This is a genomic window from Streptomyces sp. NPDC004561 (genome assembly GCF_053602155.1).
In genome coordinates this window covers 1-23,697 of sequence record NZ_JBSGDB010000086.1, presented here as the reverse complement: position 1 = coordinate 23,697, position 23,697 = coordinate 1, and the positions used below count along the sequence as shown (strand labels likewise).

19 protein-coding genes and 1 pseudogene are annotated in these 23,697 nt (G+C 70.9%); 13 read left to right on the top strand and 7 right to left on the bottom strand.

The genetic code is table 11. The features are described from left to right. A partial coding sequence (locus tag ACWEN3_RS14440) for a hypothetical protein (RefSeq protein WP_452969967.1) occupies positions 1 to 225 on the top strand: 225 nt, incomplete at its 5' end. Between the two features lie 244 nt (positions 226 to 469). Here ACWEN3_RS14440 and ACWEN3_RS14435 read toward each other — a convergent pair. From ACWEN3_RS14435 to ACWEN3_RS14420, 4 genes and pseudogenes are all read right to left on the bottom strand, one after another. Further along, positions 470 to 640: pseudogene (locus tag ACWEN3_RS14435) on the bottom strand (helicase associated domain-containing protein); the annotation flags it as partial. A gap of 825 nt (positions 641 to 1,465) precedes the next feature. Beyond that, the gene (locus tag ACWEN3_RS14430; protein ID WP_452969963.1) at positions 1,466 to 2,125 is read right to left on the bottom strand and encodes an N-acetylmuramoyl-L-alanine amidase; all 660 of its coding nucleotides are present in this window, start codon (positions 2,123 to 2,125) and stop codon (positions 1,466 to 1,468) included. Then, positions 2,122 to 3,618, bottom strand: coding sequence for a sulfatase family protein (locus tag ACWEN3_RS14425; protein WP_452969960.1), 1,497 nt, complete (start codon positions 3,616 to 3,618; stop codon positions 2,122 to 2,124). The genes ACWEN3_RS14430 and ACWEN3_RS14425 overlap by 4 nt, the downstream gene beginning before the upstream one ends. 118 nt (positions 3,619 to 3,736) lie before the next feature. Next, on the bottom strand, positions 3,737 to 5,077 hold the full coding sequence (locus ACWEN3_RS14420) for a family 43 glycosylhydrolase (RefSeq protein WP_452969957.1): 1,341 nt from the start codon (positions 5,075 to 5,077) through the stop codon (positions 3,737 to 3,739). A 237-nt stretch (positions 5,078 to 5,314) separates the two neighbouring features. On the opposite strand from ACWEN3_RS14420, the gene ACWEN3_RS14415 reads away from it, so the two are divergent. From ACWEN3_RS14415 to ACWEN3_RS14390, 6 genes are all read left to right on the top strand, one after another. Next, positions 5,315 to 6,580, top strand: coding sequence for an ROK family transcriptional regulator (locus ACWEN3_RS14415; RefSeq protein WP_452969955.1), 1,266 nt, complete (start codon positions 5,315 to 5,317; stop codon positions 6,578 to 6,580). Further along, positions 6,567 to 7,436 carry an ABC transporter permease gene (locus tag ACWEN3_RS14410; RefSeq protein WP_452969953.1) on the top strand — a complete coding sequence of 290 codons (870 nt, stop codon included), beginning with the start codon at positions 6,567 to 6,569 and terminating at the stop codon, positions 7,434 to 7,436. Before ACWEN3_RS14415 ends, ACWEN3_RS14410 begins: the two co-directional genes overlap by 14 nt. Further along, on the top strand, positions 7,433 to 8,245 hold the full coding sequence (locus tag ACWEN3_RS14405) for an ABC transporter ATP-binding protein (RefSeq protein ID WP_452969951.1): 813 nt from the start codon (positions 7,433 to 7,435) through the stop codon (positions 8,243 to 8,245). Before ACWEN3_RS14410 ends, ACWEN3_RS14405 begins: the two co-directional genes overlap by 4 nt. Before the next feature lie 21 nt (positions 8,246 to 8,266). Further along, positions 8,267 to 9,265 carry an aliphatic sulfonate ABC transporter substrate-binding protein gene (locus ACWEN3_RS14400; protein WP_452969948.1) on the top strand — a complete coding sequence of 333 codons (999 nt, stop codon included), beginning with the start codon at positions 8,267 to 8,269 and terminating at the stop codon, positions 9,263 to 9,265. Further along, positions 9,157 to 10,797, top strand: a complete 1,641-nt coding sequence (locus ACWEN3_RS14395) for a sulfatase-like hydrolase/transferase (RefSeq protein WP_452969946.1) — start codon at positions 9,157 to 9,159, stop codon at positions 10,795 to 10,797. The genes ACWEN3_RS14400 and ACWEN3_RS14395 overlap by 109 nt, the downstream gene beginning before the upstream one ends. Positions 10,798 to 11,147: 350 nt before the next feature. After that, positions 11,148 to 12,128 (top strand): formylglycine-generating enzyme family protein, encoded by a 981-nt coding sequence (locus ACWEN3_RS14390; RefSeq protein WP_452969945.1) that lies wholly within the window; start codon positions 11,148 to 11,150, stop codon positions 12,126 to 12,128. Between the two features lie 81 nt (positions 12,129 to 12,209). Here ACWEN3_RS14390 and ACWEN3_RS14385 read toward each other — a convergent pair whose 3' ends face one another. Then, complete coding sequence (locus tag ACWEN3_RS14385; RefSeq protein ID WP_452969943.1) at positions 12,210 to 12,578, bottom strand: nuclear transport factor 2 family protein; 369 nt, start codon at positions 12,576 to 12,578, stop codon at positions 12,210 to 12,212. Positions 12,579 to 13,153: 575 nt separating this feature from the next. Here ACWEN3_RS14385 and ACWEN3_RS14380 point away from each other — a divergent pair. Next, the gene (locus ACWEN3_RS14380) at positions 13,154 to 14,359 is read left to right on the top strand and encodes an acyl-CoA dehydrogenase family protein (protein ID WP_452969941.1); all 1,206 of its coding nucleotides are present in this window, start codon (positions 13,154 to 13,156) and stop codon (positions 14,357 to 14,359) included. Between the two features lie 342 nt (positions 14,360 to 14,701). Beyond that, positions 14,702 to 15,082 (top strand): peptidase inhibitor family I36 protein, encoded by a 381-nt coding sequence (locus ACWEN3_RS14375; RefSeq protein ID WP_452969939.1) that lies wholly within the window; start codon positions 14,702 to 14,704, stop codon positions 15,080 to 15,082. A 638-nt stretch (positions 15,083 to 15,720) separates the two neighbouring features. On the opposite strand, the gene ACWEN3_RS14370 is transcribed toward ACWEN3_RS14375, so the two are convergent. Together ACWEN3_RS14370 and ACWEN3_RS14365 are read right to left on the bottom strand one after the other, a co-directional pair. After that, the gene (locus ACWEN3_RS14370) at positions 15,721 to 16,410 is read right to left on the bottom strand and encodes a restriction endonuclease (RefSeq protein WP_452969937.1); all 690 of its coding nucleotides are present in this window, start codon (positions 16,408 to 16,410) and stop codon (positions 15,721 to 15,723) included. Positions 16,411 to 16,691: 281 nt separating this feature from the next. Beyond that, positions 16,692 to 16,871, bottom strand: a complete 180-nt coding sequence (locus tag ACWEN3_RS14365) for a DnaJ C-terminal domain-containing protein (RefSeq protein ID WP_452969965.1) — start codon at positions 16,869 to 16,871, stop codon at positions 16,692 to 16,694. A 482-nt stretch (positions 16,872 to 17,353) separates the two neighbouring features. On the opposite strand from ACWEN3_RS14365, the gene ACWEN3_RS14360 reads away from it, so the two are divergent. From ACWEN3_RS14360 to cydC, 4 genes are all read left to right on the top strand, one after another. Further along, a complete protein-coding gene (locus tag ACWEN3_RS14360; RefSeq protein ID WP_452969934.1) occupies positions 17,354 to 18,646 on the top strand; it encodes a cytochrome ubiquinol oxidase subunit I in 1,293 nt (430 codons plus the stop codon). A gap of 290 nt (positions 18,647 to 18,936) precedes the next feature. Further along, entirely contained in the window at positions 18,937 to 19,956 is a 1,020-nt protein-coding gene (locus ACWEN3_RS14355) for a cytochrome d ubiquinol oxidase subunit II (protein WP_452969932.1), read from the top strand. A gap of 16 nt (positions 19,957 to 19,972) precedes the next feature. Next, positions 19,973 to 21,685 carry a thiol reductant ABC exporter subunit CydD gene (gene cydD, locus ACWEN3_RS14350; RefSeq protein ID WP_452969930.1) on the top strand — a complete coding sequence of 571 codons (1,713 nt, stop codon included), beginning with the start codon at positions 19,973 to 19,975 and terminating at the stop codon, positions 21,683 to 21,685. Further along, entirely contained in the window at positions 21,679 to 23,430 is a 1,752-nt protein-coding gene (cydC, locus tag ACWEN3_RS14345) for a thiol reductant ABC exporter subunit CydC (protein WP_452969927.1), read from the top strand. Before cydD ends, cydC begins: the two co-directional genes overlap by 7 nt. Positions 23,431 to 23,697: the final 267 nt, after the last annotated feature.

Below are 23,697 nucleotides of genomic sequence, written 5' to 3'. Positions count from 1 at the left end.
GGTTGTCGGGGCGGCCCGTACCAGGGCGCACAGCAAAAGGGCCGCCCCCAGCCCCGCCGTCAGGTGCTGGTGGCGGTTGCGCATGTCCTCGTCCCACAGGGACAGCGCGCGGCGTCGGCGTTCGTCGCGGCCGACGCCGTCGAGGAGCCACAGGCCGGTGGCGAGGTTCTCCAGGGCGCCGCGCAGCAGTGTCCAAGGGCTGGTGGGGGCGACCTCGTCGACTGACGTGAGGCGGCGCAGGGCGTCGGCGCGTTGGGGGGCGAGGGTGTTCTTGGCGGCGAGGTGGCGTTGTTCGGCGAGCCAGGCCCCGATGGGGTGGTGGCGGGGCGGCGAGGTGGCCGTGGGTGCGGTGGTAGTCGGCCGCGGCGGCCAGGCGTGAGCGCCAGGCGGCGTCGTGCTTGTCCCAGATCATGCCGAGCGCGTCGAGTTCGGCGATCCACTCTGGTTCGAGTCGGCCGGCTTTCGCGGCGTCGCGCATGGTGGTGATGAAGGTGCCCAGCGCGTGGCCGGTGGGGTCCACGCGGTCGGCGGGGACGTCGAGGTGGCCGTGTTCGTCGCGGTAGGACTGGGCGGCGGCCAAGCCGAGGCGGCGGGAGCGGGAGACGCCTTGGTCGCGGGGGTCGAAGGAGGCCAGGTCCATCGCTTGGGCGATGCGCTCGGGGTGGACGGTGAAGTCGAAGGTCCAGCGGCGTTCGATGACCCGGCTGGTCTCCTTGGGCAGGCCGGTTGGCCTTGTCGGGCAGGCGTTCCAGGATGCGGTGGTCGTGGTGGGCCGGCGCGGTGGCGATGGCCCACACCGGTTCGTAGGCGGTGCCGAGGATGTTCTCGGGGTCGGCGCCGGGCGGGACGTAGACGGGGACGATCAGTGAGGCCGTCTTGCCGGAGACATCGAGGCGCAGGGCGCGGCCGAGGGGCTGGACGCGGCGGATGACGCTGCGGGCGGGGGTCGGCGGAGACGACGGCGTCGACGCTGGGGATGTCGACGCCTTCGGCGATCAGGCGGGAGTTGGCCGGGATCGCGGCGTCGGCGGTGCGGAACTCGTGGAAGATGCTGGCGCGTTGCTCGGGGGTGTGCTCGTCGTGGACGAAGAACAGTTCCGGGTCGATGCCGGGGGTGAGGCCCAGATCCGTCCGGTGCAGCAGGCGCAGGGTGTGGGGCAGCTCGCTGGCGAAGCGCCGCGCGTCGGAGACCAGGTTGAAGTAGACCAGCACCTTCTTCAGGCCGTGCTCGCACATGGCGCGCAGCAGGGCGGTGGTGCGCAGCGCACCGTCGTCCTTTCCGTCCTCGCCGGCGGTGCCGCTTGGGGCCGCGGCCAGCGTCGCCCCGTGAAGCGGATGGCCAGCGAGGTGACGATCGGGTTCAGGGTGGATCCGGTCCCCGCCATGAGCGGCGGCCGTGGTCCGCTCGTGCGCCGGTCCGGATCCCGGTGCACGTCCCAGGGGGCGGCCCCCTGGGGCGTCCGTCTCACCTGTCGGTTCTCGCCTTCCGTGCCAGTTCGAGATAGTGATCCCAGTCCCAGTTGGCTCCGGGGTCGGTGTGGATGACGCCGGGCACCTCGTGGTGACCCAGGATGTGGGTTCGGTCCAGTGGAATCGCATACCGCGCGCACACGGCGGCGGTGAGCGCCGCGGACGAGGCGTACATCTCGTCGGTGAACCAGGCGGTGGAATCGACCCAGCCCTCGTGTGTGATGCCGATGCTGCGGTTGTCGTAGTCGGGATTGCCGGCGTGCCAGGCGATGTCCTTCTCCCGGACGCACTGGCCGATGTGGCCGTCTGCCGAGCGGACCAGATAGTGGGCCGAGGTTTTCCGGCCGGGGTTCTGGAAGACGGCGACGGCGTCGTCGAAGTGCTCCTGCGTGACGTGGATGACCACGTGGTCGATCGGATGGCCGCGAGGGCGCCGCGCGGTGCGGTGGTTGGCGGGGGCGGCGGGCAGCCACTGTGCGCCGGGGTGGTCGACGGTCGCGGGGGCAGGGCCGGGGCCGGCCGCGGAGGCGGTTCCGGCGGTGGCCGCGGTGGTGGCTGCCGAGGCCAGGGTGACGGCGGCGGCGCCGCGCAGGACCGTACGGCGTGAGGGGGGAGGTTGCCGGTTGTCGTCGTCGCGGCGGATCGGTCCGGTCATGCTCCGTCCTCCTCCGAGGTCCGGTACCAGTTGTGCTGGGCGAGCTTGGCGTTGTACTGCCCTTTCGGCAGGTCGTCGGTGAGCCGGACCGACCATCGCTGCAGTCGCTGCATGAGATCGGCCTTCACCTTGCGCAGGCTCGGATCGCCCCAGCGGTTGTCCAGCTCCATCGGGTCCTTGTCGAGGTCGTAGAGCTCGCCGCCGTCGGTGACATGTTCGTAGAGCTTGTAGTGGTCGTGCCGGATCATCCGTGACGAGCCGCTCTGGGTCACGCTGTTCAGCTCGTCGTACCTGGTGCCTTGGTAGGGGAAGTGCAGCGGTGGCCGGGCGTCGTCGGGATAGGGCAGGCCGCCGTAGCCGCGCTCGGTGACGATGTCGGCGAACTCCGCGGCCGGGTAGTCGGAGCCGGTGAGCATCTGCCACAGGCTGCGGCCCTGGACGCCCAGGGGGATGGGGCGGCCGACCGTCTCGCACACGGTGGGCAGGATGTCGGCGATCGAGACGAAGTCCTTCTTGTTGTCCTGGGTTTTGACGCCGCAGCCGTGCACGATCATCGGGATGTTCGCCAGGACCTCGGGGATGCCGGCGCCCTTGCGCTGCAGGCCGTAGTCGGCGGCGTAGTCGCCGTGGTCGGCGAGGAAGATCAGCAGGGTGTTCTCCCACAGGCCCTGCTCCTTGAGGTGGCCGACGAGCCGACGCAGCTGGTCGTCGATGAGGCGGAGCATGCCGCAGTAGGTGGCGCGGTAGCGGCGCCAGAGCTTGTCGTAGCCGGGGCGCTTCTCCTCCACCAGGTCGCGCAGCCACTTGTAGGCGCCGCCCTTGGCCTGCGCGGCCTCGGGGCCACAGGAGCGGTCGGGGATCTTGTCCTCGTCGAACATCGAGAAGTACGGCTCCGACACCTGGTACGGGTTGTGCGGCTCGGGCATGGAGACCCAGGCGAAGAACGGCTTGTCGGGGTCCCGGGCGTCGACCTGCTGGATGGTGTCGGAGACGATCCGGTAGGCGTACTGCTGCTCCGGGGGGAACGGGGTGGGCGCTGTTGTGGGGCCCATGTCGATGGAGTTCATCCAGGCGGTGAAGGCGCGCTGCTCGGTGGTGGTGTCCGGGCCCTTCGTGTGCCCGTACGGGCCGGAGAAGGCGTCGTAGTCCTGCGGATCGTCTCGGTACATGTGTGTCTTGCCGGCGTAGAACAGTTGGTAGCCGGCGCCGCGCAGGACGTCGATCAGGTCGTCTCCGCGTGCCACGTCCTGCGGGTCGGTGTTGGAGTTCTGCCGTATCCGGTGGGTGCTGGGCCATCTGCCGGTGAGCAGGCTGGTGCGCGCCGGGACGCAGGCCGGGGCGGTGGTGTACGCGCGGCGGAAGCGGGTGCCCTGGGCGGCGATGGAGTCGAGAAAGGGCATCGTGTCCAGGTCGAAGCCGGCGCCGGCGGTGAAGTCGGCGCGGAGCTGATCGGTCATGACGAACACGATGTTCGGAGCGGTCGGGCAGGTCACCGTGCCCCCTTCCAGTAGGAGTACGCGATGGGGTGATCGGGTGGGGGCGCGGAGGAACCAGCCGGTGCGGTGGGGGGGCTGACGCCCCCGCACGGGGAGATCAGGTCGCCTTGGGTCTTTACTCGCTGTTGGCGGAATCTCGGCTCTGGCGCTGGACGTAGAGGCGGCTGTCCTTCGGGCCGGTCCACTCCAGCCGTACGACGCCGGGCACGGCGCCGTCGCCGATGCGCGACGGGTCCTTCCAGTAGCCGGCGTTCGGGTTGCGGAAGAACGTCGACCACAGCCGGCCGGTGTGGTCCTCGAAGAAGTTGTTGTGTCCGGCGCCGACGCCCGCGGTCCACCGCGCGGAGTACGGTCCCTCGAAGTTGTCGGAGACGGCGACGATCGCGTCGTACTGGTACTGCACACGGCCCGGACCGGGCGGGTCGTAGGCGTTGCGCGTGCTTCCGTAGGCGTCGACCGACGTCCGGTCCCACGCGGATTGGATCAGGTAGTACTTGCCCTTGTGCCTGAACACGTACGCGCCTTCGAGGTACGGCTCGGGGGTATAGGGCGTCTGCTGGAAGTTCGGGAGGTTGGTCGTCGTGACGATGTCCTCCATGTCGTCCCGGAACTTGGCGTAGAGGTTGTTGTGCAGCACGAGCCAGGCGTCGTCGCCCTCGCTGTAGAGGCCGCCGTCGATGTGGTAGTAGGCGCCGGGTTCGATGAAGGCCGGTCCTCCGACGAACGAGTCGCCGAAGGGCTTGTCCAAACTCCCCTCGATCAGCCGGTACGGGCCCTCGACGCCGCCCTCGCTCACGAGCATGAACGAGCCGACCTTGCGGGAGTGGTCGCCCATGCACGCGACGATGTACCACTTTCCCTTGAAGCGGTGCAGTTCCGGGGCCCACACGTTGCCGCGCTTGCCGAACTGGTCGTCGTGCCAGTACTCCTGCCAGGGTGCGACGACGGTGCGTCCGGGCCGGTTCTCGTCGGCGAACTCGGGCGACCAGACCTTGCCCTTCTCGGCGCCGGGCCGGATGCCGGTGGTGTCGGCGAGCTTCCACGGCCCGTCGAGCGAGGGCGCCAGCCATACGAAGATGCCGTCGTTCCACGGCGCGGCCGCGTCCAGCCCGGGTACACGGGTGGTGCCCGTGGCCACGTAGAGGGGGCGGCCGTCGATGACGTAGCAGTTGACGTAGGTGTCCCGCATCCACACCCGGCCGAGTTCCGCGTCGCGGGGGCGCAACTCCAGCGGGAGGACGAAGGAGTTGTCCTGTCTCGGCCAGAGGTCCGTGCGGGTGTCCGCGAGGCCGTACGGCTGGGGGTCGGGCCAGTTGTGACGCGGCGCCGATGCGGCCGGGGACGCAACGGGCGTGCTCGCGTGCGCGGCGGTCGCGGGAAGGGCGGCCGCAGCTCCCAGGCCGGCGGCGCCGGCCAGCAAGGAGCGGCGGCGCAGACGGTTCTCGGCACCGGTCATCAGTGGCGTTCTCCTTCGTCGTCCCCGCCCAAATCCCATGCGCAGCTCAGGGGGAGCTGTGTGGCGGGGGTGTGTCGCACAGCATGCGAACGCCGATGCTTTTACGTCAACACTGCGGACGAATAATCTGTGAAACCCACTGTCCCGGAGTTGCCAACCGGCCTTGCGTTACGCCTCATTGCAATTTTTCTGTCGGAGTGTTGACGGAATAATGCGGGCCTCCCTACCTTGACCGGCATGCAGATGCCCAGCGGAGTGCACGCACTGGTCAGGCGGACCCATGAGGAACGCGTCCTGCGTGCGCTGCAGGAGAACGGCGCCATGAGCCGTGGTGAGATCGCCCGGGTCGTGGGCCTGTCCCGCACCACCCTGTCCGAGATCACGGGAAGCCTCCTGCAGCGAGGCGCCATCGTGGTCGTGGACACCGACGCCTCCAGGCGTGAGGGCAGTGGCCGGCCGGCCGAGCGGCTCGCTCTCGACCCGGCGTCGGCGCAGTTCATGGGCGTCGACTTCGGCCATCGACGCGTCCACGTCGTCGTGGCCGACGCCGCGCACGAGGTCATGGCCTCGGGCGCGGCCCGTTACGACGACACGACGGCCTGGCAGGAGCGGACCGAGCTGGCCCTCGGGCTGGTCGAGCGGCTCACCGCCGAGGCCGGCGTCCACTTCGGAGCGCTTCAGGGCATCGGCATCGGCGTGCCGGGGCCCTACCCGGCCCCGGAGGGATCGGGTAGGGCCCGCGCCACCCCCCTGGGGACGGTCCTGCGCCCGGCTCCGGAAGGCGTCGACGTCGCGTTCGCCGAGCGCTTCGACGCGCCGGTGATCGTGGACAACAACACACGTCTGGCCGCCCTCGCCGAGGCGATCAGCGGTGCCGACAGCGTCGCCGACCTGGTGTACGTACGGTTGTCGGACGGCGTCGGCGGTGGGCTCGTCGTCGGTGGGCATCTGGTGACCGGCTCGTCCGGGCTGGCCGGCGAGCTCGGGCATGTGACCGTCGAACCGGCGGGCCGGCCGTGCCGGTGCGGCAAGCGCGGTTGTCTGGAGACGGTGGCCTCGGTCCCCGCGATCCTCGCTGCCTGCTGGGAGTTCGGTCTGCCCCTGGAGAGCCTGCGGGACCTGGCGGACGCCGCGGCCCGCGCGCATCCCGTCGCCGACCGGGTGCTGCGCGAGGCGGCCGCCGCACTGGGACGCGTCATAGGAGCGGCGACGATGACGCTCAACCCGGCGAAGGTCGTCATCGGCGGCGAGATCGCACAACTGGCACCCGTCATCGTGGAGCAGGTCGCCGCCACTCTCGCCGCCGACCTCTTCCCGACCGGGTCGTCCGGTCCCGTCGTCGAGGCCGCGCGGCTCTCGGACGACGACGGAGCCATCGGCGCCCTCGCCGCGGTCTTCCACAACTCCCCACTCCTGGCGAGGTATCCCGAAACCACCGACGTGACGGCCGGTTCGGGGACCCCTGATTCCACCATCGAAGGAGCCGTCCATGTCCGTCCTTGACAAGCGGCGAGCCGGACCGCGCCACCCCGCGCCCGAGAAGACGCCCCCGGCCTCGGACGACTTCGGGCCCCCGGACGGCACGAAGACCGCGGCGGAGCGTCCACGCTCGGGCCGGCGCGGACTTCCCCTGGTCCTCAACGCCGTGTCCGTCGCGCTGGGCATCGCGCTGTGGTGGGCCCTGGCGGCCACGGGCTTCAAACTGCCGACACCGCCCGAGGTCGTCTCCCGGGCGGCCACGCTGATCGGGGACGGGACCCTCGGCAAGGACGCCCTCGCCAGTCTGACCCGCGTACTCGTCGGCTTCGCGCTCGGCACGGCCGTGGCCATCCCGGTCGGCTTCCTCATGGGCTGGTACAGCATCGCACGCGGCCTGATGGAACCGTGGATCCAGTTCTTCCGCACCGTCCCACCACTGGCGATCATCCCGTTGGCCGTGGTCGTGATGGGCATCGACGAGACCCCGAAGATCTTCGTCATCTTCCTCGCCGCGTTCCTGGCATGCGTGATCTCCACCTTCCAGGGTGTGGTGGACGTCGATCGCACGCTGATCAACGCGGCCCGGGTCCTGGGAGCGAAGGACGCGGTCATCTTCGCCCGCGTGGTGGTGCCCGCCTCCACCCCCTTCATCCTTGTCGGCATGCGGGTCGGCCTCGGCTCGGCCTGGGCCACCCTGGTCGCCGCGGAGCTCATCGCCGCCCAGGAGGGCCTCGGTTACCGCATGCAGAATGCCCAGCTCTACTACGACCTGCCGACCATCTTCGTCGCACTGATCTCGATCGGGATCCTCGGTCTGCTCATGGACCGCATCCTGCTCCTCGCAGAACGCAAGCTCACCGGATGGCAGGAACGCCGATGACCAGCAAGCCGGCCAAGATCTCCGTCCAGGGCGTCACCAAGACCTTCGCTCTGGGCCGCGACACCTTCACCGCCCTCGACAACGTCTCCCTCGACATCGCGGACCACGAGTTCGTCACCGTCGTCGGCCCCTCGGGCTGCGGCAAGAGCACCCTCATGAACATCCTCGCCGGGCTGGAGACACCCACGACCGGCCGTGCCCTCGTGGACGGCGCGCCCGTGTCCGGACCGGGACCCGAACGAGGCGTGATCTTCCAGCAGTACGCCCTCTTCCCCTGGCTGACCGTGCGTCAGAACGTCGAATTCGGTCTGCGCACCAAGGGCGTGCCCAAAGCCGAACGCCGAAGCCGGGCCGAGCACTTCATCGAACTGGTGGGACTCGAACGCTTCGCCGACGCACTCCCCAAGACCCTGTCCGGAGGCATGCGCCAGCGCTGCGCCATCGCCCGCGCCTACGCCGTCGACCCCTCGATCCTCCTGATGGACGAACCGTTCGGCGCCCTCGACGCCCTGACCCGGGTCAAGCTCCAGGAACAGCTGCTGAAGACGTGGAGCCAGGACAAGCGCACGGTCCTGTTCATCACCCACGACGTCGACGAGGCCGTGTTCCTCGCCAACCGAGTGATCGTCATGGCGGCCCGCCCCGGACGCGTCTACGACGTCATCGAGGTCGATCCCGCCATCGAGCGCGACGAGGCGTTCCGCCTCAGCCCCGAGTTCGCCCAACTGCGCAACCGCGTGTGGCACTCCGTCTACCACCAGCAAGGCCGCACCGCCGCCCCCGCGGCCGCCGGCTCCGCAACCACCTGACCCGGAAAGGGACAAGCAGCCATGCCACGCTCCACCACCCGCAGACACCTCACCGCCACCCTCGCCGGCGTGGCCACGATGGCCCTGCTCACCGCCTGCGGCAGCGGCTCCTCCAACGGGTCGGGCGACAAGGTGCGCTTCGGCTACATCGGCGACTTCAACGGCGCCAGCCTCATCGCCATCGCCGACGCCAAGGGCCTGTGGAAGAAGCACGGCCTCACGGCGGACACCAAGATCTTCACCAACGGCCCCCTGCAGATCCAGGCACTCGGCACGGACAACCTCGACTTCGGCTACATAGGACCGGGAGCCATGTGGCTGCCCGCCTCGGGCCAGGCCAAGGTCGTCGCGATCAACACCCTCGGCAACTCCGACCGGGTCATCGCCCAGCCGGGCATCACCTCGATGCAGCAGCTCAAGGGCAAGACCGTGGCCGTTCCCGAAGGCACCTCCGGCGACATGATCCTCTCGCTCGCCCTGAAGAAGGCGGGTATGACCAAGAGCGACCTGAAGATCGTCCCCATGGACCCCACGACCATCGTCTCCGCCGTCTCCTCCAAGAAGGTCGACGGGGCGGGCTTCTGGTACCCGGCCACGGCGACGATCAAGAAGCAGGTCCCCGGCCTGGTCGAACTCGCCAAGAACAGCGACTTCGAGGACGAGATCTCCTTCCCCACCGCGTTCGTGGCCAGCAACAAGCTCGTCGCCGACAACCCGAGGAAGGCCAAGAAGGTCCTCGCCGTGCTGCGCGATGCCATGGCGTTCCGGTCCGAACACACCAACGAGGCCATCGCCCTGACCGCCGACAAGCTCCACATCCCCGTCGACCAGGTCAAGGCCGACGCCGCCAACAACAAGCTGCTCAGCGTGGACCAACTCGACACGCTGACCCGAAACGGCACCATCGACAAATGGCTGAAGGGGATGAACGACTACTTCGTCCAGGCCGGCAAGCTCAAGCAGCCCGTCGACCCCAAGAAGTACTACACCGGCGACCTCTTCACCGGAGCAGGCAAGTGACCGAGCCCAGCACGTCCGGCACGACCAGCACGTCCCGGGCGCCGAGGAAGAACATCCTCTTCCTCATGACCGACCAGCACCGGGCGGACACACTCGGCTCCTACGGCAACCCGCTGGCGCACACCCCGGCCCTCGACGAACTCGCCGCCACCGGCACCCGCTTCGACCGCTGGTACACCCCCACCGCGATCTGCACCCCGGCCCGGGCCAGCCTGCTGACGGGCCAGGCACCCTTCCGGCACAAGCTGCTCGCCAACCACGAGCGCAACGTCGGCTACCTCGAGGACCTGGCCGAGGACCAGTTCACCTTCTCCCGGGCACTGCGGGAGAAGGGCTACAACTGCGGCCTCATCGGCAAGTGGCACGCCGGCAACCGACGGACAGCGGCCGACTACGGCTTCGACGGCCCGGAACTGCCCGGCTGGCACAACCCGGTGGACCACCCGGACTACCTCTCCTACCTCGCCGAGCACGGTCTGCCACCGTACGAGATCAGCGACCGCATCCGCGGCACCCTGCCCAACGGCGGCCCCGGCAACCTCCTCGCCGCCCGGCTGCACCAGCCCGTCGAGGCCACCTTCGAGCACTACCTGGCCACCCGCGCCATCGAGAAGCTCGAGCAGTACGCCGCGGACTCCCGCGCACACGAGCAACCCTTCTTCCTCGCCCTGCACTTCTTCGGACCGCACCTGCCGTACATCCTCCCCGACGAGTACTTCGACCTGGTCGACCCGGCCGACGTCGAACTCCCGAAGTCCATCGCGGAGACCTTCCACGGCAAACCTCCCGTCCAGCGCAACTACAGCGCGCACTGGACCTTCGACACCATGCCGATCGAGACCACCCGCAAGCTCATCGCGGTCTACTGGGGCTACGTGGCGTTGATCGACCGGCAGATCGGCCGGGTCATGGACGCCATGGAGCGGCTCGGGCTGGTGGACGACACCGCCGTGTTCTTCACCTGCGACCACGGCGAGTTCACCGGCTCCCACCGGCTGCACGACAAGGGCCCCGCGATGTACGAGGACATCTACCGCACGCCCGGCCTGCTCCGCGTCCCCGGCGCCCCGGCCGGCATCGTGCGGACCGAGTTCGTCAGCCTGCTCGACTGCACCGCGACCATCCTCGAACTGGCCGGCATCGACCCGAAGCCCGCGGTCGACTCGCGCAGCCTGCTGCCGCTCGTCCACGGCGAGACGGTGGGGTGGGAGGAGGACATCGTCTGCGAGTTCCACGGCCACCACTTCCCGTACCCGCAGCGCATGCTGCGCGAGGACCGGTACAAACTCGTGGTCAACCCCGACTCGGTCAACGAGCTCTACGACCTGACCACCGACCCGGACGAGTTGCAGAACGTCTACGACCATCCCGAACAGGCGGAGGTCCGCTCGCGGATGATGCGCCGCCTGTACGACGTTCTGCGGGAACGCGGCGACAACTTCTACCACTGGATGACGTCCATGTACGACGTCGGAGAGGTGGGACACGACCCGACCCTGAGCGGGCTCGACGAGTCCACCTACCAGAAGTAGCAGGTGTGACGGCACGGCGCGGGCTCCCGCACGATGGGCGCCTTGCGCGCGGCCCGGCGGAGCCCGCGACGCCCGCGCTCCCCACCGCGTCGACAGCCCTTCGACCCGAGCAGTCCAGCACACGGCCTGCCGCCCCCGCAGCTCCACGCCCCACAGGGGCGGACCACGCAGGCCGAACGGCCCCGCGCCCGTGCCAGAGCACCGCCCGGCAAGGACACCGGCGCAGGGCCGCAGGTGCCGGCTGACGCCCGCCGACGAAAACCACCCGGGGCTCCGAGCCCGGACGGCGGTCCGCAGGCGCGGACCGCACCATGGACCGGACACCGGCCCCGCAACCGAGGACTTCGACCATGACCCGCGATCACCACCCCTGCTGCACCCCGTCCGGCGCACCGGGCGCCGTCGCCGTCTCTCCCCCGGCAGCGCCGCCGACGCCGCATCCCGCCACCCGCAGGCACTCGACCCGCGGACAGGTCGGCCTGCCGGGCGGTGAGTTCGCCATGGGCGACGCCTTCGACGAGGGCTACCCCGCCGACGGCGAGACACCCGTCCACACGGTACGTCTCAAGCCCTTCCACATCGACGAGACCACCGTCACCAACGCCCAGTTCGCCACCTTCGTCAAGGCCACCGGTCACGTGACCGACGCCGAACGCTACGGCTCCTCGGCGGTCTTCCACCTCGTGGTCGCCGCCCCCTCGGCCGACGTCCTCGGCAATGCCGCCGGAGCCCCCTGGTGGATCAACGTCCGTGGTGCCCACTGGCGCCGCCCCGAGGGGGCCGACTCCGACATCACCGGCCGCCAGAACCACCCCGTCGTCCACGTCTCCTGGAACGACGCGACCGCCTACGCACAGTGGGCCGGCAAGCGCCTGCCCACCGAGGCGGAGTGGGAGTACGCCGCACGCGGCGGCCTGGCCGGCCGCCGCTACGCCTGGGGCGACGACCTCACCCCGGACGGCCGGTGGCGCTGCAACATCTGGCAGGGACACTTCCCCCACGTCAACACGGCCGAGGACGGCCACCTGACCACCGCACCGGTCAAGTCCTACCGCCCCAACGGCTTCGGCCTGTGGAACACCGCCGGCAACGTGTGGGAATGGTGCTCCGACTGGTTCTCGCCCTCCTACTACGCCCAGGCACCCGCGGAGGACCCGCACGGCCCGGACACCGGGACCGCACGGGTCATGCGCGGCGGTTCCTACCTGTGCCACGAGTCCTACTGCAACCGTTACCGGGTCGCGGCCCGTTCCTCCAACACCCCGGAGTCCTCCTCCGGCAACCTCGGCTTCCGCTGCGCCAACGACGTCTCCCGGGCGATGGCCGGGTGACTCGCGTCTGAGGGAGGCCGACTGGATCTCTTGAGCGCAGGCCCCGCCCTGAAGGACGGGCCCTGCGCTCAAGAGATCCGGTCATGCCTCGGGGAGCCGGTCGAGGAAGCCGAGGACTGAGGTGATCCGGCCGTCCTCGGCCAGGGTGATCACATCCGAGCCGGCGACCGGAGCGGAGCCGTCGGCGGTGGACACCAGTTCCCAGCCGAAGCGGGCGATGTGATGGTTGCCGTCCACCTCACCGGCCGGCTTGAACTCAAAGCCCGGGAACTGCTCGTGCGCGGCCCGGATGACCGCGGCGATCGCCTCGTGACCGCGCACGTCGGCCAGCGGGTCGGTGTAGGTGCCGTCGTCGGACCAGGCCGCGGCGACCGTCTTGGCCAGCGCGTCGGCGTCAGCGGCGTTCCACGCCTCGAAGTAGCGGGCGACGGCAGAAGCATAGATCGACATGACGGATCTCCTCTTGTGGTGAAGTGGCCTGGCATGCAGATGGGTCGGCCCGGGTTCCGGGCCGGAGTGCGCCGGCCCGGAACCCGATGGCACCACCCTGCCTCGCCCTGCCCGACCACGCGATTACCACCGAGGTAATGACAGCCCCGGTCCACTCAGGCAATCCGCCCACCCCGGACTCCCCCGAACGGCACAGACGCAAGGCGGCGCGGGTACTCCCGCGGCAGGCTGCAGCGCCTTGGGTGATCCTCGGCGCAGGTCGGGTAGTGGCCGTGACTGCTCCGCTGTCGCGGCCAGCGCGGCCGCCGAATCGGACACGTGGTAGCCGACGCCCTGCAAAAGGCTGCGGACCGCGCCTGATCTGCGTCCTGCGGCCCTCTGTTTCCTTCCGAGGAAGACCGCGAACCGAGAACCCGTGGGATCGCCCTCGTGGACGAGGCCGCAGGCGCGGTCTTTCGATTCCGTGCAGCAGGTGGCCGCCCGCTGCAGGAGGCGCGGGCAGGCATACGGGTACGGTGCCAGGACTGGCCGCCGGCCTCTTGCCCGGCCGGTTCACGTGCGAAGGAGGACCTCTCATGACGATGGGCGCCGCGGAACCTGCCCCGGACATCGAGCAGGCCACGCTGCCCGGACGGGCCGCAGCCTTGGTCGGGTTACTCCGGCGCAATGCCGCCCGCACCGAACAGGACCGCTGTGTCGCTGCGGAGAACATCGCGGCACTCGATGAGGCCGGCCTGTTCAGCCTCACCGTTCCCCAACGGCTCGGCGGCCACCAGGAACGCATCCGCACGCTCGTCGAAGTGAGTTCCGAACTCGGCCGCGGCTGCGGATCGACTGCCTGGACCACCAGCTTGATCAACATCTCGGGCTGGCTCATCGGCCTCTATCCCCAACGCGCGCAGCGTGAGGTCTACGCGCAGGATCCCGGCACCCGTGCATGTGCGGTCCTGCCACCCCATGGGACCGGCAGGACAGCCGACGCAGGCAGCATCGTCACCGGACGGTGGGGATTTGCCTCCGGCTGTCTCCACGCCCGATGGGCGCTGCTCGGCATGACGCTCACGGGCGAGCACGACGAGCGCCTGGACCACGCGCTGGCCCTGGTCCCGATGGACCAGCTGACGATCGAGGACACCTGGCACGTTGCCGGGATGCGCGGTACCGGCAGCAACACCCTCGTCGCCGACGGCGTCTTTGTCCCAGCCCACCGCATTCTGTCGGTGACGCACGCGCTCCAGGGCACTTATCCGACCGAGTTCAAGGACGAGACCCTGTACCGCGCGGCGTTCGTCCCCACGCTCGCCCTGTCGCTCGCCGGCCCGCTGCTTGGCCTGGCCCGCGGCGCGATGGAGCTGGTGCTGGCCTCCCTCGCCACGGGCCGGGGCATTTCGCATACGCACTACGCACAGGCACGCGAGGCACCCTCCACCCAGATGCAGCTCGCCGAGGCAGCATCATTGATCGACACCGCCACCCTGCACCTGATGCGTGCCGCGGACGATGCCGACAGATGGGCGGCGAGCGGCGAGTGCATGCCCCTGGTCAACCGGACCCGGGCGCGCATGGATATCGGCACGGTCGCCCGCTGCTCACGAGATGCACTGGACCTGCTGCTGAGCGTCCAGGGGGCCCGGAGCTTCGCCGACGACAGTCCGCTGCAGCGCATCTGGCGGGACCTGGAGACTGGTACGCGGCATGCCATGGTCAACCCCGCCATCGCGACGGAGATGTACGGCCGGGCCCTGCTCGGTATCGAGGACCAGATCACCCCGCTGATCTGACCGGGGCGCGGCCGGGTGGGGGGAACTGCTGCCTCATCCGACCGCCGGCTCCCCCGGATGTCGCCAGCCGCGTCCGCATGGCGGGACGGGCGCGCGGTAGCACATCATGGCGCAGGAGCGGGCGCACACTTGGTGTGCACGCCTGCCATGCGCCAACGGCCCGGTGGCTGTCCGGGAATGGGCCTGACGTTGGTGATGGGCGCGGACGATACTGGCGACGTTTCGCCAGCTGGACGACAGGTGCCGATGGCGGGCAGGGCCTTCCTGCTCACCGCGCCTTTCCCATCTCGTTCGGAGCGGTTTGGCTGCTCTGGACCTCCCACGAGAATGAGGAGCTTTGTCATGCGTCGTTTCCGCTCGTTCGCCGTCGCCTCGGTCGCTGTGGCTGCTGCCCTGGGCGTCGTGCCCACCGCAACCGCAGCCCCCGCAACTCCCGTCCGCGCGGCGGCCTACAACTGCACCACCGGATACTTCTGCATCTACGACAACTGGAACGGCGGGGGAACCCGTTGCCAGTGGTCACAACGCAGCAAGGCGAACACCGCCGACGACTGTTCCTTCATCCAGAAGGGACGGAATGTCCGCTCCGTGTGGAACGGGACCGGTCACCGGGTGCAGTACTACACCCAGACCAACTACCACTCACGCGTCGGGTCCACGGGCGCCGTAACGGGCGGCAACCTGCAGGGCAGCTACCAGATCCGCTCCTTCAAGCCCCAATAGGCGTCTGACGGAGCGATGTCCCCGGCTGAGAGCAGGCTGCGCATCCGCGGAGGCGCCGAGCCTGTTCTCAGACGTGTTCGGCGTCAGCGCATCTTCAGTGCGCGCTGGGATCGGTGGGTGACGTGCTGTGTCCGCCGCGTCCACGCAAGCTTGCACAAGGGGTGAGCAGAGCACGGCCCTTACTGCTGTGACTGTGTCTGGTGGCGGGTCAGGACCTGCCAGCTGCGCTCGGAATCAGTGGCCTGCTCGGCGATGTAACGGCCCCGAACTGTCGGCCCCCGTCGCCTTTCCCACGGCTCATTTCCGGGCGACTTGGGGAGCCGCCCTGGGATGTCCAGCTGTCACTCAAGTGGCCGCTGTCGTCCGGCGCGGGGGCAGTTGGCCGGCACGGCCCCGCTCTCCGAGATCCGGGCGGCGGCTCTCGCGCAACTGCCGGCGGACACCAGTCTGGACGGCGAGCTGGTGGTGTGGGAGCGGGACCGGCTGGCGTTCGAGCGGCGCAATCGTGACACCGGCTCCACCGCCAAGCGCCTGCGGCCTTCGACGGTGCGATTCCGGCGGCGTCAGGGACGGAAGCGGGACACCAGGTGCCGCCGGCCTTCTGCGTTGGAACGCATGCTCGTCGTTCGGGTCCTCGCTCAGGCGGAGGGGCGCCGCCTGGTGCCGCCGCCGCTTCCGTTCAGCGGGATCAAGGTTTCCAGATGAGCGCCCTTGACCCAGGAGCCCAGCAGATCGCGGTGCAGGGCCACGATGTCCTGGCGCAGTGCCAGGCCCAGCGCGGCCTTCGTGAACGTCCGGCAGGTGGTGACGAACAAGGCGACGTCTGCACCGTGTTCGAGACGGGCGGTGCCGACGAACTTCTGCATGTCCTGCGAGGACACGCTGCGGTGCGGCGCATACTTCTTGCACTGGACGACCAGCTTGCGGCCGTCGGCCAGGTAGCCGACGACATCCGCGCCCAGGTCGCCGCTCCTGCCGCTGACGACGACCCTCGTGCAGCCGTCCCGCCGGCACAGCTCGGCGACGTACGACTCGAACTCCTGCCACGACAACGCGTCGACCTCGGCCATAGACAACTCCCGCGCCCTGGCCTCCTCCTGCGCCCGCCATGCGCGGTCCTGGCCGACCGCCCGACGGTGCGCCCGCAGCAGCGCCCGGCCGGCCCCGCCCATCACGGCCGCGGCGGGCACGGCCACCAGGACGGGCCACACCACCGGCCAGTGCCCGGCCACCCACAACACGGCGATCACCACCGCCACCGCGCCCCAGCCCTGCACCTGCCTGCGCGTCCGCTTCTTCAAGCGCCAGCACCGTCGACGTGCTGCCATCACTCCCCCGCTCCCCAGGCCCCTGATCCGCAGTGGGCGCCGTCCGGCCCGTGCGTGTGACGGGGCTCGTCGACCGGCCTGGGTGGCGCCGCTCGCAAGCTGCCCCAGGGACGTTCAGGGATTCCCTGGTCTGCCGGGACCTCCCCCACCACCACTACCCGGGGACGGCGGGACGCCACCCCGGCCTTCTTGTGTAGCCGCGCCTCAGAGATGTTGGAGGCGGGTTGCCGACGAATGGCACAAAGCCATCGGACCTGACCGAATACCGCGCGACCCGGCCATCAGTCGTCGACGTGCACGGTGACGTACAGGTCCCCGGGGGCGCCACCGTTCTTGCCGGGGCTGCCGAGTTCGCGGATCCGGAGCTCCTGGCCGTCCCTGTGGCCCGCGGGGATGCGGACCTTGTGGGTGTGCTGCTTACGGATGATCCGGCTGTCCCCCTTGCAGGTGGTGCAGGCCAGTGCCGCCTTCGCGTCTGCCCTGGTGGCGCGGGCGGGGCACGCCTTGTGCGCTCGGGCCGGGGCCCCGGTCCGACCTCGTGGATGACGAGGTCGGGCTTGAAGTCCTCGAAGACCGGTAGCAGGCCGGCCGCAAGGGAGCGCGGCAGCGCGAAGCCGAAGGCCTTGACGCCCAGCGTGGCGAGCACCTCGGGCGACGGTTCGCTCGCGCGTGCGGTGCCCGCCTGCGGCTCAAGGAAGGCTCGACCGGCGGCTGCTTCGATGGACGCCTGATCCGGTTCGCCACGGGCGAGCAGTTCCATCCGGTCCTGCACGGTGTGGGCATCGAGCCGGTGCCGATGCTCGCGAAATGGATTCTCATGCCGGTCACCCATATCCCTGCCGATGACCGATTATCTAGCAGCGACTGGAAATCGAGTGCTGATAACGTCGCTGTGTACACGCGGCCCTGGCGGCCGAACCGATCTCTTTGGGGTGACTAGGACATGGGAACCGTCGGACTGGCACGCACCCAGTTCGCCTTGACGGTGGGGGTGCACTACCTGCTCGTCGCGCTGACCCTCGGGCTCGTGGTCATGGTGGCGATCTGCCACACCCGCTGGGTCCGCACGGGCGACCCGGCGCTCCGGCAGGCCACGAAGTACTGGGGCACGCTCTACGTCATCAACTACGCGGTCGGCATCGGCGCGGGCATCGCCATGGAGTACCAGCTCAGCGCCAACTGGTCGGGCCTGGAGAACATGGGCGCCGGAGTGTTCGGCGCGCCGCTCGCCGTGGAGACCGTGGTCGCGTTCTTCGTGGAGTCGACCTTTCTCGCCCTGTGGATCTTCGGCTGGCAGCGGCTGCCCGCGAAGGTGCATCTGGCCTGCATCTGGATCGTCGCCGCGGCCGCGTACCTCTCCGTCATCTGGGCTCTGCTGGCCAACGGCTTCATGAACAACCCCGTCGCGTACGAGATGCGCCACGGCACCCTCCAACTGACCGACCCGCTCGCCCTGTTCACCAACCCCAATGCGTGGATCGCCATCCTGCACATCACCGGCGGGGCCGCCGCGGTCGGCGGATTCTTCATGCTCGGTGTCTCGGTGCTGCTGCGCGGGCGCGGCCGGGCCGACGACACGTTCATACGGCTCTCGATGCGCATGGGCGCGCACGCGGGCTTCTGGGGCGCCCTGCTGGTCGGCGTCAGCGGTGCGGTGCAGATCGAGCGGATCGGCGTGCAGCAGCCGATCAAGCAGGCGCTGCTGGACGGCAACAGTGAGCACATCGCCGCGTTCCAGCGGCAGCTGACGGAGCGTTTCGGGGATGCCGGGCTGCCGCCGGGGCCACTGGTGCAGTTCAGCGCCTACGCGATGATGGCCGTCGGGTTCGTTCTGCTGATCGTCTCCCTGTGGACCCTGATCGCACTGCGCGGCGACCGGATGCTCACGTCGAAGCCGCTGCACCGAGTGCTGCGGATCGCCATGGTGATGCCCTTCGTGGCGAACATCGCCGGCTGGCTGGTACGCGAGATCGGCCGGCAGCCGTTCGTCATCAACGACATCCTCACCACCCGGCAGGCCTTGACTCCCTCGCTCACCACCACCCAACTGACCGTCTCCCTGGTGGTGTTGGGGGTGATCGTCACGACCCTGCTGATCCTCGACTGGTGGCTGCTCGGCAAAGCGGCGATGCGCGGCCCCGCGCAGGCCGATCTATGGACACAGGAGTCCGGCTCCGGCGAACGCCCCGATCCCGGCGGCACACGCGACGACGAGCGCGACAGCGTCCTGCTCTAGGGCCTGTCCGGCGGAGCAGGTCGCACCATGGTGGCCCGCGCCTTCCTGTACGGGTGAGCGGGTCTGGTGCGTGCAACTGCGAGGCGGAGGAGGGCGTCCACGCGGAGCGTTGGCGACCGACGACAACGCGGCAGATGCGCGTGCCACGGCTACATCAGCCGCTGCGCAGCGGGCCGCGACCGCGACAAGAACCGCCGGACACTTCCCGGAGCCTGCCGATCACGGCGCTCGCCGGCTCGTCCCGGCTCGTCCCGTCCCGCATCTCACGCTGCAAAAGGAGCACACCGGCCATGAGTTACCCGACCTTGTGGACCATCGGGTTCATCGCCTTGTTCACCGGCTATCTGACGCTCGCCGGAACCAACTACGGAGTGGGCTCGACCCTGTTGTTCACGGCCCGTGGCGACCGCGAACGCCGTCAGGTGCTCGGCGGCCTCGGCCCGTTCCTGCTCGCCAACGAGGCCTGGCTGCTGGTCTCCCTCGGCATCCTGGTGGGCACCATGCCGCGCCTGGAGACCCAACTCCTGGTCGGTACCGCGCCGTTCGCCCTGCTGGCCATGGCTGGCGCACTGGTCCTCATCAGCGCCGTGATGCTCCGCAGCCGGCACCCCGAGGCCACCGTGCGCAGGCGGTGGGACGGCGTGATCTGCGCGGCCGGCACGGCGGCGGCGTTCGGCTGGGGAGCGTTCCTGGTCGCCGTCGCAGGCTCGCTCGACCTCGACGGCAGCGGTCATGTCCTGGGCAGCGGCGCGGCGTTCACCCCGTACGCCCTGCTCGGCGGGGTGAGTGCCGTCGCGCTGTTCGGTGCGCACGGCTGCGCCTTCACCGCCGCCCGCACCACCGGGGCGGTCGCCGCCCGCGCCACCGTGCTCGCCCGGCGGCTGTGCGGCGTCGGCTTCCTGCTCGTCGTCCTGACCGGCCTCGCCTCCTGGGCCGGCGGGCACACCGACGGGTCGCTGCACCGGCCGGCCCTCGCGCTGCTGCTGCTCGCGCTCGCCGTGCTCGCCCTGGCGCCGGCCGTCCGCGCGCTGTCCGCCGGACAGCCCTGGCGGGCGTACGCGGCCACGGCCGTCGCGGTGGGGCTCGCGCCGGTCGCCGTGTTCGCGGCCAAGTACCCGTATCTGGCGACCCCCGCGCGGTCCGGAGTGCGGGCGGTCGCAGTCCAGGACCTCGCCGCGGACAGCACCGCACTGGCACTGATCACATGGACCGCGGGCCCGGTCCTGGTGCTGGTGATCGCCGTGCAACTGCGGATGTGGTGGCTGCTGCGCGCGCCCGCGGAGCGGTCCACGGCACCCGCCTTCCACTGACGCCCCCGGGGGACGCATGAAGCACGGACCGCTCGACCCCGAACTGGTGCGGATCCACCCGCGCGTGAAGGTGTTCCTCCTGGTGTGTACGGCCGGTGCGGCGCTCGGCGGCGCGCTGGTCGTCGCCCAGGCGCTGCTCCTCGCCCGGGTACTGGCCGCCCTCTTCGACGGCGGCTCCCGCGAGGCCTTCGCCACGGTGTCGATGCCCCTGGTCGCCGGGGTCGTCGCGGCCCGGTGCGGGCTGGCCTGGTGGGAGCGCTGGTATCCGGCGCGGGAGGCGACGCGGGTGCAGCAGGCGCTGCGCGAAGAGCTGGTCGAGGCCGCGGGCCGGGGCCGGATCCGGGGCGCGGGGCCGCCGCCCGCCGCCGTGGTGGCCGTGCTGACGCGCGGCGCGGACGCGCTGGACGGCTACGTCTCGGGCGCCGTGGCCGTGCTGCCGCACGCCGTCGTGGTGCCGCCCGCCGTCGTGTGCACGCTGCTGCTCCTCGATGTGCCCTCCGGGCTCACCGTGCTGGTCACCCTCCCCTTCGTCCCGCTGGTGCTCGCCGTCGTCGGACTGCACACCAAGGCGCGTACCGAGCGGCACTGGAACGTGCTGCTGCGCCTGGGCGAGCGCTTCCGTCAGGCGGTCAGCGGACTCACCACCCTGCGGGTGTTCGGGCGGCAGGACGACGCGGCCCGGCGGATCCGCGCGGCCTGTACCGAGCACCGGGTGGTCACGATGGCCACCCTGCGGCAGGCGTTCCTGTCGTCCTTCGTCCTCGAGACCATGACCACCCTGGCCGTCGCCCTGATCGCGGTGCCGGTCGGCTTCCGCCTGCTCGCCGGGGACATGTCGCTCACCGCGGGCCTCGCCGTCCTGCTGCTCACACCGGAGGCGTACCGCCCGCTGCGCTCCCTGGCCCTGCGCTTCCACGCGAGCCAGGAGGGCCGGACCGTACTCGACCAGGCCCGCCGGATCACGGCGGCCGCCCCCGCGCCGATGCGGCCCGCCGCGTCGGGGCCGCACCCGGTGCCCGTGCCCAGCCCGGCCCGGACCCCTGTCGTCCTGGACCGGCTGACGGTCGGGTTCCCGGGCGGCCCTCCCGCGCTGACTGAGGTGTCGCTGACGCTCGAACCCGGCCGCTGCCATGCGCTGACCGGGCCCAGCGGCGCGGGCAAGAGCACGCTGCTGCGCACCCTCGCCGGCCAGCTCGCACCGCTCGACGGCGAGATCCGCATCGGGTCCCGCCCACTGCCGTACGTCCCCGGCGCCGCTTGGACCGACGCGCTCGGGGTGGTGCCGCAGCGGCCGCACCTGTTCGCCATGTCCCTCGCGGACAACGTCCGCCTCGGCCGCCCCGACGCCGGCCCCGAAGAGGTGTGGCAGTCGCTGGCCGCGGCGGGCGCCGCCGACTTCGTGGCGGCACTGCCCGACGGCCCGGCGACCCCGCTGGGCGACGGCGGCGCCGTGCTCAGCGCCGGTGAACGGCAACGGATCGCGCTGGCCCGCGCACTGCTGCGCAAGCCGGCGCTGCTGCTGCTCGACGAGCCCACCGCGCGTCTCGACGGGGAGACGGAGCAGCGGGTGCTCGACGCCCTGCGCGCCCTCGCCGGGAACGAGCGCACCACAGTGCTGGTGGTCACCCATCGCCCCCGGGTCATGGAACACGCGGACACGGTGTTCCACGCCGCTCACGGCTCGGTCGACGTCCAGCCGCGCCTGCTGGAAGGACAGCCGACATGGTGAGGCGTTCAGCCCCCGCACTCCTCCGGACCCGCCTGGCCCTCGCGGCCCTCGCGACGGCGCTGTGCGAGGCGTCGGCGGTGGCCCTGACCGCCACCGCCGCCTGGCTCATCTGCCGGGCCTCCGAGCAACCCCCGCTCGCCGCCCTGTCGTTGGCGGTGGTCGCGGTCCGCGCCCTGGCGATCGTGCGCGGCACGCTGCGCTACGGCGAGCGGCTGGCCGGACATGACGCGGCGCTGCGGATCATGGAGCGGGTGCGCGGCCGGTTCTTCGACGCCCTGGAGCCGCTGGCCCCGTCCGGGCAGCCCGCGTTCCGCCGCGGCGACCTGCTCACCCGGCTGCTCGCGGACGTGGAGGCGGTGCAGGACCTGGTGATCCGGGTGGTACTGCCCGGACTCGCGGCGCTCACGGTCGGCGCCGGTGTCACCGCCTGGGTCTGGCTGCAACTGCCCGCGGCCGGAGCCGCGTTGGGCTGCGGCCTGCTGGTGGGCTCGGTGCTGCTGCCGGTGACGGCGGCTGTCGCCCTGGACCAGGCGCGGGTACGCCTGGCGCGGGCCCGCGGCACGCTGGCGGTGCGCAGCGTGGACATCATCGAGGGGGCCGAGGACCTCGCGGTCTGCGGGGCGTCCACCGCCGCCACCGAGCGCGAGCGCGCCGCCGCGCGGACCGTCGCCCGGCTGGAACGCTCCGTGGCGCTGCGCGGGGCCACCGCCGGCGCCGCGGGGCTCCTGGTCCGGCTGGTGACGACCGGCGCGGTGGCGGTGCTCGCCGCGAGGGCCCAGGACGCCGGGCGGCTCGGCCCGGTCACCGTCGCCGTCCTCACCCTGACCACACTCGCCGCCGTGGAGACGAGCGCTCCCGTGCAGGCTGCGGCGGAGCGGTTCGGTGAGCTCGGCCATGGGCTGCGGCGGTTGCGGGAAGTGCTGCGCGCCCGCCCGCCCGTGCCCGAACCCACGCACCCGCGCCCGGTGCCCGCGGGCCCTGTCACCCTGGAGTTCGACGATGTCACCGTGGTGCCCCCGGGAGCGTCCCGGGCGGCCCTGAGCGGATTCGGCCTGTCACTGCCCCCGGGGCGCAAGGTCGCCCTGGTCGGGCCGAGCGGCGCGGGCAAGAGCACCGTGCTCGCCGCCGCGCTGGGGTTCGTCCGCCCCGGGGCGGGACAGGTGACGCTCAACGGTGTGCCGGTCGAGCAGACAGCGGGCCGGCAGCTGCGGCCCCGTCTCGTGTGCGGGCTCACACAGGAGCACTACGTCTTCGCCGGCACGGTCCGCTCCGTGCTCAGGGTCGGCCGACCGGACGCCGAAGACGCCGAGCTGTGGTCCGCCCTCGAGCAGGCGGGTGCCGCCGCGTGGATCCGTGCCCTGCCGGGCGGCCTGGACACCGAAGTACGCGACGACGCGGCCGAGTTGGCGGGTGGCCAGCGCCAGCGGCTGGCGCTCGCCGCGGCCCTGCTCGCCGATCCCCGCGTCCTCGTTCTGGACGAACCCACCGAGTCCGTCGATCCCCGCACGGCCGACACCCTGCTCCGCGACACCCTGGCCGCGGCGGGCGACCGGGCCCTCCTCCTGGTCAGCCACCGCCTCCGCGGCCTCGAGTCCGCCGACGAGATCGTGGTGCTGCGCGCGGGGCACGTCGTCCAGCGCGGCAGCCACACCGAACTCCTCGCCCAGGAGGGCTACTACCGCGACCAGTACACCGCCGAACGCGAGGCCGAGCAGCGCACGGCGCCCGAACTCACCGTGCGGTGAGCCCGGGCGCCGTCCAGCGGCGGGCACGCGGGGAGCGGGCCCGCCCGCCTCAAATGCACGACGCTGGATGGTCCGCGTTCGTCGCGATGCTGGAGTACAAGGCCGCCCGGCACGGGCGCACCCCGTCCGGTGGGAGCGGACGGGAATCCCCGGCCTTTGGGCCGGGTGAGGATTTGACTTCCTCCCCCTCCTGAAGGAGGGGGATTCCCTTATGCGGGGGTTGGGCCGGTCGCCCGGCTTTGGGGTTCCTGCTTCACGGACCGACCG

Coding starts and splice junctions, on each gene's coding strand:
- ACWEN3_RS14430 (WP_452969963.1), bottom strand. CDS start 2,125: ATGACCGGACCGATCCGCCGCGACGACGACAACCGGCAACCTCCCCCC.
- ACWEN3_RS14420 (WP_452969957.1), bottom strand. CDS start 5,077: ATGACCGGTGCCGAGAACCGTCTGCGCCGCCGCTCCTTGCTGGCCGGC.
- ACWEN3_RS14415 (WP_452969955.1), top strand. CDS start 5,315: ATGCAGATGCCCAGCGGAGTGCACGCACTGGTCAGGCGGACCCATGAG.
- ACWEN3_RS14410 (WP_452969953.1), top strand. CDS start 6,567: ATGTCCGTCCTTGACAAGCGGCGAGCCGGACCGCGCCACCCCGCGCCC.
- ACWEN3_RS14405 (WP_452969951.1), top strand. CDS start 7,433: ATGACCAGCAAGCCGGCCAAGATCTCCGTCCAGGGCGTCACCAAGACC.
- ACWEN3_RS14400 (WP_452969948.1), top strand. CDS start 8,267: ATGCCACGCTCCACCACCCGCAGACACCTCACCGCCACCCTCGCCGGC.
- ACWEN3_RS14395 (WP_452969946.1), top strand. CDS start 9,157: ATGGCTGAAGGGGATGAACGACTACTTCGTCCAGGCCGGCAAGCTCAA.
- ACWEN3_RS14390 (WP_452969945.1), top strand. CDS start 11,148: ATGACCCGCGATCACCACCCCTGCTGCACCCCGTCCGGCGCACCGGGC.
- ACWEN3_RS14385 (WP_452969943.1), bottom strand. CDS start 12,578: ATGTCGATCTATGCTTCTGCCGTCGCCCGCTACTTCGAGGCGTGGAAC.
- ACWEN3_RS14380 (WP_452969941.1), top strand. CDS start 13,154: ATGACGATGGGCGCCGCGGAACCTGCCCCGGACATCGAGCAGGCCACG.
- ACWEN3_RS14375 (WP_452969939.1), top strand. CDS start 14,702: ATGCGTCGTTTCCGCTCGTTCGCCGTCGCCTCGGTCGCTGTGGCTGCT.
- ACWEN3_RS14370 (WP_452969937.1), bottom strand. CDS start 16,410: ATGGCAGCACGTCGACGGTGCTGGCGCTTGAAGAAGCGGACGCGCAGG.
- ACWEN3_RS14360 (WP_452969934.1), top strand. CDS start 17,354: ATGGGAACCGTCGGACTGGCACGCACCCAGTTCGCCTTGACGGTGGGG.
- ACWEN3_RS14355 (WP_452969932.1), top strand. CDS start 18,937: ATGAGTTACCCGACCTTGTGGACCATCGGGTTCATCGCCTTGTTCACC.
- cydD (WP_452969930.1), top strand. CDS start 19,973: ATGAAGCACGGACCGCTCGACCCCGAACTGGTGCGGATCCACCCGCGC.
- cydC (WP_452969927.1), top strand. CDS start 21,679: ATGGTGAGGCGTTCAGCCCCCGCACTCCTCCGGACCCGCCTGGCCCTC.